Raw genomic sequence first — 15,454 nt, forward strand, 5'->3', positions numbered from 1 at the left:
GCGTCTCCGGTGGAGACCGGGACGGGCAGCAGCCACGCCAGCAGGGCCGCAGCGGCGGGCGCGGTGGCCAGCAGCCGGCGCCCCAGGGCGCCCTGGCCGACGCCCTGCGCCGCGCCGGCCTCGCCTGAGGTGTTAGGAAGGGCCCCTTCTTATCGCTTTCGGTAGAGGAAGGGGCCCTTCTTAACACCCGCCGCCGGGCGCCTGACGGGTGGTCGAGACCGGTCCGATCATCGACGGTCCGACACCGGGTCATCGTTCCGTGACCCGCCAACGGCCCGTCCGTCCGCCCCGCTCCGGGTCGCTGGCCGGATGCCGGTACGAGGAGGGTGGTGGCGGTACCCGTCCGGCGGTACCCGTCCGGCGGCATCGGATGCAACGTGGTACCCGCGCCGGTGGCGCCTAACGCAACGTGGTACGACAGCGGCAGCGGCTCCCGTCGAGTGTTAAAAAGGGGCCCTTCCTCTACCGAAAGCGATAAGAAGGGGCCCTTCCTTGCAGGAATGGCGGGAGCGGCAGCGGCAGGCCGCCGAGATGCACGCGGCGGCCGAGGAACGGCGCCGGGCGGCCGAGCAGGCGGAGGCGGCCGAGTTGGTGGCCGGGTTCGTCGCGGAGGCCACCCGACGGGGGCTCCGGCTGAGCCGGTTGACCGCGCTGGCGTACAACGGCCGTACCCGGTACCGCACCAACCTCTCCGGGTGGTACGTGGACCGGGCCTGCTCCCGGGCGGTGACCCCGGACGGCCGGTTCTACCTGCTGGGCGTACCGGCCGGACTGCGGGCCCGGCTGCTGGGGGCCGTGGTGTCGCCGAGTCCGGCGCCGCTGGTCATCGGTGCCGGTGGGCGGGACGGACAGTCGGTGCCGTTGCGCGCGGCGTTGGACGGTCGACTCGCGGCCGGCGACGACTGGCCCTGACCAAGGTCTTCTACACAGCGTCAGCGGCGGCGGGCACGCAGGTCGGCGGACCGGGACACCCGGGACCACCAGAGCTGCTGGACGGCCAGGGTGAGCACACCGGCGAGCACGATGGCACCGATGTTGATCACCAGTTGGAGCGCTGAGCCGGCCGCCTCGTGCCACACCCCGTAGGCGGCCGCGACGGCCACGTTCGCCGCTGCCGGCACCGTGGTCACCGAGATCAGTACCCCGACCAGGGAGCCGGACTTCTTCGAGGTGAGGGAGAGCATCCCGGCGATCCCGGCGAGCAGGCCGACCACCCAGGAGAGCGCGTCCGGGCGCCAGATGAAGTCGGTCAGCGGCCGGTCGGCGAGCAGCATGTCCCGGCTGGCCAGACCGGCGGCGGTCAGTGCCCAGGTACTCAGCACGGTGATCAGCATGGCGGCGACGAAGCCGACCGCGAGGGCGGTGACCGAGCGTCCGACGACGGCCGGCCGGAACCGCAGCAGGGCCACGCAGAGCGCGGCGAGCGGCCCGAACTCGGGACCCACCACCATCGCCCCGACGATCAGGATGGGCTGGTCGAGCAGGACACCGATACCGGCGATCATGGTGGCGACCATGATGAGTACGAGGTAGGTGGCGGAGAGTTCGGTCTGCTCGCCGGTCTTCGCGGCGATCTCGTCCCAGACCACGGCGTCCGCGCCGGAGCCGGGTGCCTCGCGGGCGGCCCGGTCGGCCGCTGCGGAGAGGGTCAGCTCGACGTCGTTCGCGGAGATGCCGCCGACCGACTGGACCCCCATCGCTTCGAGCGCGCCGAGTACCTCGTCGGCGCTCTCGCGTACCACGTCGCAGAGGATCAGGTCACCGGCGGGCTGCCGACCGGCGCCCGGCAGGACCGCGAGGTGGGTGACCCCGGGGTTGGCGGTCAGCAGGTCCGCGACGGCGGCCGACTGCCCGGTCGGGGCGATGATCCGCAGGTGCAGCACCGGTTCCTCCATCGACCGCGACAGGTGGGGTGGTGCGCGGTCAGAGCACTCTACTGACCGGGTGGACGCCGGGTCAGGGCCGGGCAACGGTCGGCACGGGACGCGACCCACCCGATGCGGGGACCGGGCCCGGCCGGTGCGGGGACCGGGCCCGGCCGCTGCGGGACCCGGGCCCGGCCGGCGGGGCGGTGCCGATACGGCCCCGGGGCCGGGACCGGGGCCGGCGGGATTCCGCAAAAGCCCTTCCGAGCTGCGGACTGTCTGATAGAACCGGTTGAGCGGTTCATGCCCCTTTCTAGCCGGAGGTCCGTATTATGAATTTCTGTCGGCTTGACCGGGCCGGGCCCCGCCGCCGGTGCCTTCCGACACCGGTCCTCCCCCGGTGACCGGGCGGATCCATCTCTCCCCACCGGACGTCGGTCCGCTGGAGGAGTCGTACGTCATGGCCGCCATCCGGTCGGGCTGGGTCGCGCCCCTGGGTCCCGAGGTGGACGCCTTCGAGACCGAGATGGCCCGCCGGGTCGGCACCCGGTACGCCCTGGCCACCAGTTCCGGCACGGCCGCACTGCACCTGGCCCTGCTGGCCGTCGGCGCCGGCCCCGGCACGGTGGTCGTGGTACCGACCCTCACCTTCGCCGCGACCGCGAACGCGGTGGTCTACACCGGAGCGGAGCCGGTCTTCGTCGACTGCGAACCGGCCACCGGCAACATCGACGTGCCGCTGCTGGCCGACCTGCTGGACCGGTTGTCGGCCACCGGTCGGCGGGTGGCCGCCGTGGTACCGGTGGACATGTTCGGCGTCTGCGCCGACTACGACGCCCTGCTGCCGGTCTGCGCGGCGGCCGGCGTACCCGTGGTCGAGGACGCCGCGGAGGCACTCGGCGCGACCCGTCGGGGCCGGTCGGCCGGGGCGTTCGGCCGGGCCGGGGTGCTGTCGTTCAACGGCAACAAGGTGATGACCACGTCCGGTGGCGGGATGCTCCTCTCCGACGACGGCGAGCTGGTCGCCCGGTGCCGTTACCTGGCCACCCAGGCCCGCCAGCCGGTGCTCCACTACGAGCACACCGACATCGGCTACAACTACCGGCTGAGCAACCTGCTCGCCGCCCTCGGGCGGGCGCAGCTGCACCGCCTGGACAGCATGCTCAGCCGCCGCCGGGCGCTGCGGGAGCGGTACACGAAGCTCTTCGCGGCGGTACCCGGCGTCCGGCTGCTCGGCGACGGCGACCCGACCGGGAACTGCTGGCTTACCACGATCGTCGTCGACCCGGACCGGACCGGCTGGACGGCGGCCCGGCTCGGCGCCCACCTCAACGCCCGGGACATCGAGGCCCGCCCGGTGTGGAAGCCGATGCACCTGCAACCGGTGTACCGCGCGGCCGACGCGCTGCTGAACGGTACGGCGGAGCACCTGTTCGACAACGGACTGACCCTGCCGAGCGGTTCCGCGTTGGGCGCCGACCAGGTCGACCGGGTCACCACGGCGATCGAGGAGTTCCTCGGCTGAGGTGTACCGCCGGGCAGAGCCAGCGAAGGGACGCTTCCGCGTGCGTACCAATCCGACAGACCGGTAGAGGGCAGTGGAGATCGAGATCTGGGACGCCCGCGATCCGGCGGACGCGGCGCGGTGGCAGGCGGCCTTCGATGCCTGGCCCGATCGGGAGGTGGTCGCCCATCCCGGTTACCTGCGGCTCTTCGCCGCCGAGCACGATCAGCCGCTGGCCGCCCACGCGACGACCCGGCACGGCTTCGTCCTGTACCCGTTCCTCCTGCGGCCCATCGACGCGCCGCACCTGCACGCGGTGGCCGGGCCACGGTGGGACGTCGCGAGCCCGTGGAGCAGCAGCAGCGGTGGCGCGTTCCAGCGGGCGGTCGACGACGTCGAGGCGAAGGAGTTCTGGTCGGCGTTCGACGACTTCTGCCGGGCCCGCCGGGTGGTGTCGGAGTTCACCCGGTTGCACGTCTTCACCGAGCAGGTGCTCCCGTACCCGGGGGAGACCACGACCTGCCTGACCAACGTGGTCCGGGACCTGCGCACCCCGGCCGAGCAGATGTGGCAGGAGTTCGAGCACAAGGTACGCAAGAACGTGAACCGGGCCCGGCGCAGTGGCGTCACGGTGGAGGTCGACGAGACCGGCGCACGGCTCGACGACTTCCTGCGCATCTACCGGGACACCATGCGACGGCGCCGGGCCGGCAGTGGCTACCTCTTCCCCCGCAGCTTCTTCACCGAGCTGATCAGGCAGTTGCCCGGCCAGTTCGTGTTCTTCCACGCCCTGTACGAGGGACGCGTCGTCTCCACCGAACTCGTCCTCTGCTCGGCCGGCAACCTCTACTCCTACCTCGGCGGCACCGACGAGACCGCGTTCGCCGTGCGCCCGAACGACCTGTTGAAGTTCGAGATCTGCCGGTGGGGGCAGCAGCAGGGCCGGACCCGGTTCCTGTTGGGCGGTGGCTACGCCCCGGACGACGGGATCTTCCGGTACAAGCGGTCGTTCGCTCCGCACGGGCTGCTGCCGTACCGGGTCGGCCACCGGGTCATGGACCGGGACACGTACGACCGGCTGTGCCGGGCGCACCGCGCGGAGGCGGACCGTCGGGATCCCACCTGGCAACCGGATCCGCTCTTCTTTCCGGCGTACCGGCAGCAGTTGCCGCCGACCACTTCCGCCCTCGCCGTTCCGAGGATCAGCTAACCTGATGATAACGGATATTCTTGTATATAAGAATACAAGTCACTTATGTCCTGGTATCGGTGGTCATCCCGCTGGTCGCCACATCCGTTCCCGCACCCGCCTGCTCCCGGAGGGCCCTGCCATGAACCCCTGTCACCCGAATGCCCGGAGCGGACCGCTCCCGGTCACCCCGGTCCACCCCCGGGAGCACACACGTGACGACTGACATCGTGATCGTGGGCTGCGGCGGGCACGGCCGGGAGACGTTCGGCATCATCCGCGCGATCAACGAGACCGCACCCGCCACCCGGCGGTGGCGGGTGCGGGGCTTCGTCGACGACGGGCCGTCCGAAGTGAACCTGAAGCGGGTGCAACGCCTCGACGCGCCGTACCTCGGACCGGTCGACTGGCTGGCCGGACAACCGTCGACCGTCCACGTCGCACTGAGCATCGGCGACCCCCGGATCCGGCGGGCGGTCGGCGCCCGGATCGACGCGTACCGGCTGCCGGCGGCGACGCTGGTGCACCCCTTCGCCGAGGTCGGTCCGGACACCGTCTCGGGTGAGGGGCTCATCGTGTTCGCCGGTGCCCGGGTGACCACGAACGTGACCCTCGGCCGGCACGTCCACCTCAACCAGAACATCACCATCGGCCACGACTGCGAACTCGCCGACTACGTCTCGGTCAACCCGCTCGCCGCCGTGTCCGGCGACTGCCACCTGGAGACCGGCGTCCTGGTCGGTTCCAACGCCACCATCCTGCAGAACCTGCGGGTCGGCGCCGATGCCATCGTCGGTGCCAGCGCCTGTGTCGTCCGGGACGTCCCGGCCGGAGCCGTCGTCAAGGGTGTGCCCGCCCGATGAGTCGGGGACCGATGCCGGTGGACACCACCCGACCGGCTGCCACGCCCGTGCCGCCGGTCGCCGCCCCGCCGGCGGCGCCCACCGCACCGGACCCGACCGCGGCGCCACGCAACCGGATCACCGCCGCCGCCCTGTCGGCCACGGTGGCCCGGACGGTGGGCAGCCGGATCGCGGTACTGCTGATCAGCCTGGCGACCGGGGTACTCACCGCACGGATGCTCGGCCCGCACGACCGGGGGACCATCGCGGTCGCCTTCGCCTACGCGGCGGTCTTCTCGGCGCTCTGCTCGGCCGGCATGGAGACGGCCAACCTCCGCTTCGCCGGTCTCTCCGGCCCGGTCCACCAGCGGACCGTCCGCCTCAGTCTGCGCTACGTGGCCACCGTCGGCGTCGGGCTGACCGCCGCCTGGGGTGCGGCCGGACTCTTGACCGGCCCGGCCGTCCGGTTCGGACTGGACCCGGCCGTCTTCGCGCTGACCCTCGTCCTCGGTCCGGTCGTCCTGCTGTCGTCACTGCTCGGCTCGGCCGAGATCGGCCGGAGCCAGGCGTCCACGTACAACCGGGCGCTCGTCGGCGGGATGCTCGGGTACGCCGCTCTGCTGGTGGCCCTCGCCGTGCTGGACCGGGTGACCACGGTCACCGTCGTGGTGGCGTACCTGATCAGCCAGCTGGGCACCACCACCGGTCTGCTGGTCCGCGCCCGACCCGTCGGCAGGCCGGTGGCCGGGCCGGACGAGATGCCGGCGTACTGGCCGTTCGCCCGGCGCGCCTACCTGCCCAACCTGGCCCAGTTCGCGATGGTCCGCAGTCAGGTGCCGGTCGTCCAGGCGCTGGCCGGTGCGGGAGCGGTCGGGGTCTACACGGTCGCCGTACCCTTCGCCGAACTGCTGCTGATCCTGCCGGTCGCGTTCAGCCTCACCCTGGTACCCGCGGTCGCCACCGACCGCGCGGACTGGTCGATGGTCGCCCGGATGACCCTCCGTACCCTGCTGCTGACGGTCCCCGCCGCGGTCGCGCTCGCCGTCGCGGCCCCGCTGGTCTTCCCGCTGCTGTTCGGTACGGAGTTCGACGGCGCCGTACCGGTGCTCTGGTCCCTGCTCCCCGGCCTGACCCTGCTCGCCGCCGGGCGTACCGCGCAGAGCTACCTCACCGCGCACGACCGTCCGGCCGCGACGACCCTGGCCTCCCTGGTGGCCACCGGCACCGGCCTGCTCGCCATGGTGCTGCTCGTCCCCCGGTACGACGCGGTCGGTGCCGGCCTCGGCGTGTCCGCCGCCTACCTGGCGTACGTCCTCGTGATGGCACCCGCGTTCCTCCGGGCCCGGCCGACGGGCGACGCCCGACGGTCCCCCGCGCCCCGGCCGGTACGACTGCCGTGGGCACTGCGGCCGACCGGCACGGCACCGACCCGCGTCCTGCTGGTGCTCCTCGCGGTCGTCGGATCCGGCCTGGCCGCCGGCGCGTCGGCCGGCCAGCCCGTCACGAGGCTGGCCCTGCTGGCGGGCGCCGTCGTCCTGGTCGCCGCAGTCGTCCGGCCCGCGTTCGCCCTCTACTGTCTCGCGGTGGCCGTGCCGGCAACACAACTGCCGCTCCCGCTGGCCCCGCATCCGGCGCTCCTGCTCGCCCTGATGTACGCCGGCCTGTTCGGTACGTTGCTGCGTGGTCGACCGACCCGACGCAGCCCGTACGGGATGCTGGCGGCCGGGGCGCTCATCGTCCTGTTGGCCCTCGGGGCGATCTGGAACGACGGCACCAGCTACGCCGTCCAACTGGTCGCCGTCCCGCTGGTCTCGCTGGCCCTGCTGGCCGTCTCCGTGCGGCAGAGCCGGCGGGCCCTGCTGGCCTTCGCGTTCTCCGCCGCCGGGGTCGCCGCGGTGCACGCGACGCTGGCCCTGGCCGGGGTCGTCGCACGCGGGATCGACCCGGAGAACGAGGCGCTGGCCGACGCGCTCGCCCGGATCAACCACAACACCTGGGGCGCCATGTTCGTGCTGGCGTTCGGGATCGTCCTCGCCGCGCTCCGGGGCGGCGGCTCCCCGCTGCTGCGGACCGCCACCGTGGTGGCGGCCGTGACGCTGCTCGCCGGCATCGGTTTCTCCTACAGCCGCTCGTCCTACATCGGAGCGCTGCTGGTCCTGCTCTGCTTCGCCGTCCGGCGGCGGATCGTGGCGCCACTCGTCGGCATCGCGCTCGTCGTCCTGGTGCTCACCCAGGCGACCGGAACACCGCTGCTGCCCCAGACCATCACCGACCGGATCGACGAGACCACCACGCAGGACGGGCTGGACGGCTCGTCCGCCGTCCGGTTGGACCTCTGGGTCAGCGCCCTGCGGATGGCGCTGGACCATCCGGTCTCGGGGGTCGGCTACCTGGGCTTCCTGGACCACCTGCCGGAGTACTTCACGCTCCGGGTGGCCGGCACCGGACTGCCGATCGATCTGGACCGGCTGGCGTACCCGCACAACACCTACCTGACCGTACTCGCCGAACTCGGCCTCGTCGGCGTCCTGCTGCTCGGCACCCTGCTCGGCATGGCGGTGCGACAGGTCCGGCGCCGGCTCCGCACCGGGCCGGACCAGATCGCCGACATGGCGCTGTTCGCGCTGGCCGGGCTCGCGGCCTGCTCGCTCTTCGGGGAGCCGCTGCTGACCATGCCGGTGATCGTGCCCTTCGTCCTCGTACTGACCACCGTCACAAGGAGAGCTGAGTGACCGACCAGATGGACCCCGCGACACCGACGGACCTGCCGGCGACGGCGGGCAGGAGGAGACTGGCATGACCGAGAACAGACAGCTCGACGGGTCCGGGCCGCTCCGCGTCCTACAGGTGATCAACACGTCGGCCGGCGGTGACTGGTTCTACCACCAGGTTCTCGGGCTGACCCGCCGGGGACACCAGGTCACGGCGGTACTGCCCGGTGAGGGCCCGTTGACCGACCGGGTCCGTGGTGCCGGGATCCCGACGGAACTCGTACCCATCAACGGGTTCCGCCCCCGGGAACTGCCCCGGGTGATCGGGGCGGAGTTCCGGCTGATCCGCCTGATCAACCGGTTGAAGCCGGACGTGGTGCACACCCACCTGCTCAAGGCCACGGTGGCCTGCCGGTTGGCCACCCTGGTCAGTCACCGGGCCCTGTACGTCGACCAGCTACCCGGCGCCACCCATCTACACAGCCCGATCCTGCGCCGCATCGACCTGGCCACGCTCCGCCGGGCGGACGTGGTGATCGCCTCGTGTCACGGGTTCGCCGAACGGTACCGGCAGTTCGGGGCCCGCTCCGTGGCGACCAGCCACTACGGCTTCGACGTCCACCGGTTCGACCCGACGACCTCACCGTTGCCCTTCCGGGAGGAGTTCGGGCTGGACGTCAAGACGCCCGTGGTCGGCATGGTCGCGCACATGTACCCCACCCCGCTGCGCGCCTTCCGGGAGATCGGGGTGAAGGGGCACGAGGTACTGATCGACGCCGTGCCGCGTCTGCTGGACCTGGTCCCCGAGGCGCAGGTGTTCGTCATCGGGGACGAGTTCCGGGGGGCGACGAGCTACCGGCAGGTCCTCCAGTCCCGGGCCGACCGGCTCGGGGTCGGTCACCGGACCCACCTGATCGGACACCGGTCGGACATCGCCAACATCCTCGCCGGGATCGACGTGCTGGTCACGCCGTCGTTGGAGGAGGCGGCGTCGGGGGCGAGCGTCGAGGCGCTGCTGATGCGGACCCCGGTGGTGGCCAGCAACGTCGGCGGGCTGCCGGACACCGTGCAGCACGGTGAGACGGGACTGCTGGTCCCGCCGAAGGACCCGGTGGCCCTCGCCGACGCGGTGGCCGAGCTGCTGCACGATCCGGAGCGCCGACGGGCGATGGGCGAGTTGGGCCGGATCCGGTGTCTGGAACGGTTCGACTACCAGCGCACCGTGGCCGACGTGGAGGCGGTGTACCGGGCGGCCCTGCGGGCCCGGAGCGGACGGCCATGACGGCACCGCTGTCGGGAGCGCCGGCCACGGCGGACGGGACGCCGCCGCTGGTCCTCCTGCTGGGGGCCGGCAACTCGATCCACGTCCGTCGGTGGGCCGGCGCGCTGGCCGGGCGCGGGCACCGGGTGGTGGTACTGAGCTGGGTGCCCGCCGAGCCGATCCCGGGGGTCGAGCTGCGGGTGGCCGGTGGCGCCGGGCGGGCCCGACCGACGTGGCGCTGGGCGGCCTGCCGGTTACCGGCCACCGGCTGGTGGTTCCGGCAGCAGATCCACCGGATCCGCCCCGACGTCGTGCACGTCCACTCGGTGGGTACCGCCGGGCTGCTCTCCCTCGTCGCTCCGCAGGTCGCCCGTCGGGTGGTCACCCCGTGGGGCAGTGACCTGCGGATCGCTGCCCGGTCCCGGTGGCGGGCCTGGGTCGCCGGGGCGGCGCTGCGCCGGGCCGACCTGGTGGTGCCGACCTCCCGCTCCGTGACGGAGGAGGTGACCCGGCGGTACCGGGTACCGGCCGACCGGGCGACCACGCTGTCCTGGGGGGTCGACGACGACCTGATCCGGGCCCGTGACGCCGTCGACCGGGCGGCGGTCCGGGCCGCGTTCGGCATCCCGGCCGACGCGACCGTGGTCCTGTCGATGCGTACGGCGGCCCCGCTGTACCGCACCGACGAGATCCTCGACGCCTTCCGCAGGGCTGCCCCGCTCCGGCCCGACCTGCACCTGGTCCTGCTCCGGGGACTGGCACCGGCCGGCGCGCTGGCCGCCCAGCAGCGGTGCCTCGCCCGGGCCCACGATGTGGCCCGGGCGCTGCCGGGGCGGATCACCGTGGTCGACCGGGCCGTCAGTCCGACGGAGATGTTCGCGCTCATGCGGACCAGTGCGGTCGCCGTCTCGGTGCCCCGTTGGGACCAGCGCAGCACCACCGTGCTGGAGGCGGCGCTGGCCGGCTGTCGGCTGGTTCTGGCCGACCTGCCGGCGTACCGGGAGCTGGTGTCCGACGGACTGCTGGCCGACCTGGTGCCGGAACCGCTCGGCCCCGGCCTGGCCGAGGCGCTGCTGCGGGCCCGGCCACTCACCGAGGCGGACCAGCAGGCGCACCGCCACCTGATCGAGACCCGGGAGTCTTGGTCCCACCAGGTCGAGGCGATGCGACAGCTCTACCGGACGGTCACCGGGTGGCAGCACGTGCCGGACGCGGCGGGCAGCCCGGCGCCCCGGTAGCAGGCGGTCGGTCGACGCGCCGGTAGCACCCGGCCGTCGACGGGGTGCACACGGCCAGCCCGGCCGCCCGCTTCCCGCCGGATATATCAGCTTTTTTCATGAGGCAAGGGAGACCCAGATGAGCACCACCACTCCCCCCACGCGGCGGGTCCTGGTGTTCAACCAGTACGCCAAGCCGCTCTCCGAGCCGGGCGGCACCCGGCACGCGGAACTGTTCGCCCGGCTCACCGGCTGGGAACACGTCATCGTCGCCGCCGACCTGGACCACTTCTCCCGGCAGCGCCGGCACCAGCCCGATCCGCACTTCGTCCGGGTACGGGTACCCGGCTACTCGGGCAACGACCACCGGCGGGTGCTCAGTTGGATCGGGTACGACCACCGGGCCCTCCGGGTGGCGCTGCGGCAACCCCGCCCGGACGTGGTCTACGCCTCCTCGCCGCAGATCCTCGCGCCGGTCGCCGGTTGGTTGGCCGCGCGGCTGCGCCGGGCCCGGTTCGTGTTGGAGATCCGCGACCTGTGGCCCGACTCGATGGTCGCCGCCGGTTACCTGCGGGCCGGGTCTCCGCTGCACCGGGCACTCAAGGCGCTGGAGCGGTGGCTGTACCGGCGGGCCGACCGGATCGTCGTGGTGGCCGAGGGCTGGCGGTCCTACCTGGTGGCGCAGGGGGTGGACGAGGCGCGGATCGAGTGGGTGAGCAACGGTGCCGAGCCGGCCGACTTCGCGCTCCGGCCGGACCGCTACCGGCCGCTGCGCAGCCGGGTACCGGTCACCGGTCGGCTGGTGGTCTACGCCGGCGCCCACGGTCCGTTCAACGGCCTCGACCTGCTTCTCGACGCGGCGGCGGAGCTGCCCGAGCACACCTTCGTCCTGATCGGGGACGGACTGGAGAAGGCCCGCCTGGTCGACCGGGCCCGGATCGAGCGCCTGCGCAACGTGCACTTCCTGGACACCATCCCCAAACAGGAACTGGCCGGGATCCTCGGTGACGCGGACGTCGGGGTGCACGTGCTGGCCGACGCCGAGATCTTCCGGTTGGGCGCCAGTCCCAACAAGCTCTACGACTACCTCGCGGCCGGTCTGCCGGTGGTCACCAACTGTCCGGACGAGCCCCACGACATCGTGCTCGCGGCGGACGCCGGGGTCGCGGTCGGACCGGACGAACTCGCCGCCGGCCTGCGCAAACTGCTCGGCGAGGACACCGCGACGCTGCGGGCGATGGGGGAACGCGGGCGACGGTACATCGAGGAGCACCGGTCCCGGACGGTGATGGCCGTCCGGTTGCAGCAACTCCTGGACGCGCTGGTCGCACCCGGCACCGACCGGACGGACCGGGGTCGGGTGCCGGCGGCGACTCCCGGCTCCTGAGCCGGCCCGGCTTAGCCCCGGCTTAAGAATCCCCCGAATAACCCGAAACACCCACATAAGCCGCACAAAACCCTATAAGTACAGGGAAGCGCATCATCACCGCCACCGCGGATGGCCCAGCAACATCCAGGGAGCCCTACATGCCGCTCGACACACCACCCGCCCGCCACCTGACGCCCGAACAGCGGCGCCGCCGGGCCCGACGCCGTACCGCCGGCTTCCTCGCCGTGGACGCCGGGGCCTGGGTCACCGGGTTCCTCGCCGCCGCCTGGACCCGCCACGAGTTCCAGATCACCGGAGCACAGGTGTTCCGGGTCGTCGGTCTCGCCCTGCTCACCGCCGGCCTGCACGTGGCCGTGGCGGCCCTGCGCCGGGTCTGGTCCGGGCGGCACCCGCTCGGCAGCCTCCAGGAGGTCCGGGGGCTGGCCGGTACCGTCGCCGGCACCGCCGGCCTCGTCCTGCTCGGACTGCTCGCCCTCACCGACCGGCCGGCCCCGGCCAGCACCGCGCCGGTCGGCGCCGCGCTGGCCCTGCTGCTCATGCTGTCGGTACGGATCGCCTACCGGCACCGCCACGACCGGTCCCTGCGGCCGGACGCCCGGTCGGCGGTACCCGTGCTCCTGTTCGGACTCGGGGAGGCCGGGCAGGCACTGCTGCGGGCCATGCTCAGCGACCCGCGTGGCCGGTACCTGCCGGTGGGGTTGCTCGACGACGACCCGGACAAGCGCGGCCTGCGTCTGGGCGGGGTACGGATGTACGGCGGCCGGGCCGAGATCGGCACGGCGATCCGCCGGACCGGGGCCAGCACCGTGATCCTCTCCGTGGCGGACGCCGACAGCGACCTGATCCGCGACGTACGGGAGGCGACCCTGCACGCCGGGGCGACGTTCAAGGTGCTGCCACCGGTACGCGAACTGGTGGACCACCGGATCAGCGTGACCGACGTCCGCAGTCCGGACGTGGCCGACCTGCTCGGCCGCCGACCGGTGGTGGCCGACCTGGCCGGCAGCGACACCGGACTACGGGGCCGACGGATCCTGGTCACCGGCGCCGGCGGCTCGATCGGCTCGGAGCTGTGCCGGCAGATCATGCGCGCCGACCCGGGCGAGTTGATGATGCTCGACCGGGACGAGTCGGCCCTGCACAGCCTCCAGTTGTCGCTGTCCGGGCGGGCCCTGCTGGACGGTCCGGAACTGATCCTCGCCGACCTGCGCGACGACGAGGGGATCCGGCGGATCATCCAGCAGCGGCAGCCGGACATCATCTTCCACGCCGCCGCGCTGAAGCACCTCACCCTGCTGCAACGGCATCCGGGCGAGGCGGTCAAGACCAACATCTGGGGCACCCTGGCGGTGCTGGACGCCTGCCGGGACGTGGCGAAGTTCGTCAACATCTCCACCGACAAGGCGGCCGACCCGGTGAGCGTGCTCGGCTACTCCAAGCGGATCACCGAACGGCTCACCGCCCACGCCGCCCAGATGTACCCGGGGACGTTCCTCAGCGTACGGTTCGGCAACGTGCTGAGCAGCCGGGGATCGGTGGTCACCGCGTTCCGGGCGCAGATCGACGCGGGCCTGCCGATCACCGTCACCCACCCGGAGGTCACCCGGTACCTGATGACCGTCCAGGAGGCGGTGCACCTGGTCCTCCAGGCGGCGTCGATCGGCCGGGACGGTGAAGCCCTCGTGCTCGACATGGGCGAACCGGTCCGCATCGACGACATCGCCCGCCAGCTCGCCGCGCAGGCCCCCGGCCCGGCCCGGATCGTCTACACCGGACTTCGGCCCGGCGAGAAGCTGCACGAGGACCTGCTCGGCCACGGCGAGGCGGACCTCCGGCCGCTGCACCCGCTCATCTCCCACGTACCGGTGCCCGCGCTGGACCCGATGGAGGCGACCGCCCTGGACCCCTTCGACGACCCGGACAAGCTGGTCGAACGGCTCGCCTGGCTCTGCGACCACCCGGCGGTACCGGTACCGGACGCCCCGCTGCGGGTGCCCACGGCCCGATGACAACGTTTCCGACCGCCGGTCCCGGGCAGGACAGTACCGACCCCGCTCCCTCCGGAGGTGCCGCCATGACCCCACCGGTCTCCGACGTGACCCGGATCCGACTGCCCGCCACCATCCTCGGTGTCGGGCTGGGCGGATTCGCCGACGGCATCGTGCTGCACCAGCTCCTCCAGTGGCACCACATGCTCAGCAGCACCGACACCGACCGGGCCGGGATCCGGCCGTACCCGGTGGACACCGTCTCCGGCCTGGAGATGAACACCCTGTGGGACGGCCTGTTCCACGTGGTCACCTGGGTCGCGGTGCTCACCGGCCTGGCGCTGCTCTACGCCCGGGTGACCCGGTCCCGGGGCCGGCTGTGGCGGTCACCGGCGCTCTGGGGCTGGGCGCTGGTCGGTTGGGGACTCTTCAACCTGGTCGAAGGGGTCGTGGACCACCACCTGCTCGGCATCCACCACGTCCGGGGCGGCCCCCACCAGACCTGGTGGGATCTGGGCTTCCTGGCCCTGGGGGCGCTGTTCGTCGGCGGCGGCTGGTTGCTGCAACGCGCCGCCGGCACCGTCGACCTCTGCGCCGGACAGCGGCGGTGACCCTGGCCCACGGCGGCGGTCACGACTCCGTCGGGGTCACCCCCGCGCTGGTCGTACCGGTGCTGCTGGCGCTGCTCTACCTGGTCGGTCTGGGGCGGCAACGGCACGACCCGCGCGGGTGGAGCGGGTGGCGCAGTGCCGCCTTCGGCACCGGCGTGCTGCTGCTCGCGGTGGCGGTCACCCTGCCGACCGACCCGGGGAACTTCCCCGGGCACATGCTCGGGCATCTGCTGATCGGCATGCTCGCCCCGCTCGCGCTGGTACTCGGCGCCCCGCTGACCCTGCTGCTGCGGTCCGTCCCGGCCGGCACCGGCCGGCGGCTGGTCCACCTGCTGCGCAGCCCGCCGGCCCGCTGGCTCGGGCACCCGGTGACCGGGCTGCTGCTCACCGCCGGCGGGCTGTGGCTGCTCTACCTGACGCCGCTGTACCGGGCGACCCTGACCAGCCCGGCCCTGCACGAGCTGGTCCACCTGCACTTCCTGCTCAGCGGGTACCTGTTCGCCTGGTCGGTCGCCGGGCCCGACCCCGGCCCGCACCGGCCCCGGGTACCGGCCCGGCTGGTGGTGCTCGGGGTGGCCGTGGTCGCGCACGCGGTCCTGGCCCAGCTCGTCCACGCCGGACTGGTCGTCGACATCCCGGCGTCCCCCGGTGAGCTGCGGGCCGGCGCGGCCGTCATGTACTACGGCGGGGACCTCGCCGAGATCCTGCTCGCCCTCTCCCTGCTGGTCACCTGGCGACCCGACCGGGACGGCACCCACCGACCGTCCGACCGGGACGAAACCCGCCGGACGTTCCACCGGGACGACACCCGCCAACCGATCGAAGCATTGACACCCGTTGCGGACAGCAGGAAGGCTCGCGCCTAGAGATCCCACA

General features: G+C 72.7%; 12 protein-coding genes. 11 read left to right on the plus strand and 1 reads right to left on the minus strand.

What is annotated here, in order from left to right:
* Positions 1-531 precede the first annotated feature (531 nt).
* Positions 532-912: a hypothetical protein gene (locus GSF22_RS07305; protein WP_208812181.1), complete on the plus strand. Its 381-nt coding sequence runs from the start codon at positions 532-534 to the stop codon at positions 910-912.
* Positions 913-932: 20 nt separating this feature from the next.
* Here the strand turns inward: GSF22_RS07305 and GSF22_RS07310 are convergent, their stop codons facing one another.
* Positions 933-1,883 (minus strand): DUF389 domain-containing protein, encoded by a 951-nt coding sequence (locus GSF22_RS07310; RefSeq protein ID WP_208812145.1) that lies wholly within the window; start codon positions 1,881-1,883, stop codon positions 933-935.
* 382 nt (positions 1,884-2,265) lie between these two features.
* Between GSF22_RS07310 and GSF22_RS07315 the strand changes: the two genes are divergently transcribed.
* The 10 genes from GSF22_RS07315 (at position 2,266) to GSF22_RS07360 (ending at position 15,444) form a co-directional block, all read left to right on the plus strand.
* A complete protein-coding gene (locus GSF22_RS07315) occupies positions 2,266-3,390 on the plus strand; it encodes a DegT/DnrJ/EryC1/StrS family aminotransferase (protein ID WP_307803813.1) in 1,125 nt (374 codons plus the stop codon).
* Between the two features lie 73 nt (positions 3,391-3,463).
* A complete protein-coding gene (locus GSF22_RS34535; protein WP_208812147.1) occupies positions 3,464-4,579 on the plus strand; it encodes a GNAT family N-acetyltransferase in 1,116 nt (371 codons plus the stop codon).
* Positions 4,580-4,773: 194 nt separating this feature from the next.
* Positions 4,774-5,421 carry an acetyltransferase gene (locus tag GSF22_RS07325; protein WP_208812149.1) on the plus strand — a complete coding sequence of 216 codons (648 nt, stop codon included), beginning with the start codon at positions 4,774-4,776 and terminating at the stop codon, positions 5,419-5,421.
* Positions 5,418-8,132 carry an O-antigen ligase family protein gene (locus tag GSF22_RS07330; RefSeq protein WP_208812151.1) on the plus strand — a complete coding sequence of 905 codons (2,715 nt, stop codon included), beginning with the start codon at positions 5,418-5,420 and terminating at the stop codon, positions 8,130-8,132. The genes GSF22_RS07325 and GSF22_RS07330 overlap by 4 nt, the downstream gene beginning before the upstream one ends.
* 64 nt (positions 8,133-8,196) lie before the next feature.
* A complete protein-coding gene (locus tag GSF22_RS07335) occupies positions 8,197-9,393 on the plus strand; it encodes a glycosyltransferase family 4 protein (protein WP_208812152.1) in 1,197 nt (398 codons plus the stop codon).
* Positions 9,390-10,610, plus strand: coding sequence for a glycosyltransferase family 4 protein (locus GSF22_RS07340; protein WP_208812153.1), 1,221 nt, complete (start codon positions 9,390-9,392; stop codon positions 10,608-10,610). Before GSF22_RS07335 ends, GSF22_RS07340 begins: the two co-directional genes overlap by 4 nt.
* Positions 10,611-10,728: 118 nt before the next feature.
* A complete protein-coding gene (locus GSF22_RS07345) occupies positions 10,729-11,976 on the plus strand; it encodes a glycosyltransferase family 4 protein (RefSeq protein WP_208812155.1) in 1,248 nt (415 codons plus the stop codon).
* Between the two features lie 140 nt (positions 11,977-12,116).
* The gene (locus tag GSF22_RS07350) at positions 12,117-13,988 is read left to right on the plus strand and encodes a polysaccharide biosynthesis protein (protein WP_208812157.1); all 1,872 of its coding nucleotides are present in this window, start codon (positions 12,117-12,119) and stop codon (positions 13,986-13,988) included.
* 65 nt (positions 13,989-14,053) lie between these two features.
* Positions 14,054-14,578 carry a DUF2243 domain-containing protein gene (locus GSF22_RS07355; RefSeq protein ID WP_208812159.1) on the plus strand — a complete coding sequence of 175 codons (525 nt, stop codon included), beginning with the start codon at positions 14,054-14,056 and terminating at the stop codon, positions 14,576-14,578.
* Positions 14,575-15,444, plus strand: coding sequence for a cytochrome c oxidase assembly protein (locus tag GSF22_RS07360; protein ID WP_208812161.1), 870 nt, complete (start codon positions 14,575-14,577; stop codon positions 15,442-15,444). The genes GSF22_RS07355 and GSF22_RS07360 overlap by 4 nt, the downstream gene beginning before the upstream one ends.
* Positions 15,445-15,454 lie beyond the last annotated feature (10 nt).

The sequence above is a fragment of the Micromonospora echinofusca genome (genome assembly GCF_017614955.1).
Taxonomy (GTDB): domain Bacteria; phylum Actinomycetota; class Actinomycetes; order Mycobacteriales; family Micromonosporaceae; genus Micromonospora; species Micromonospora echinofusca_A.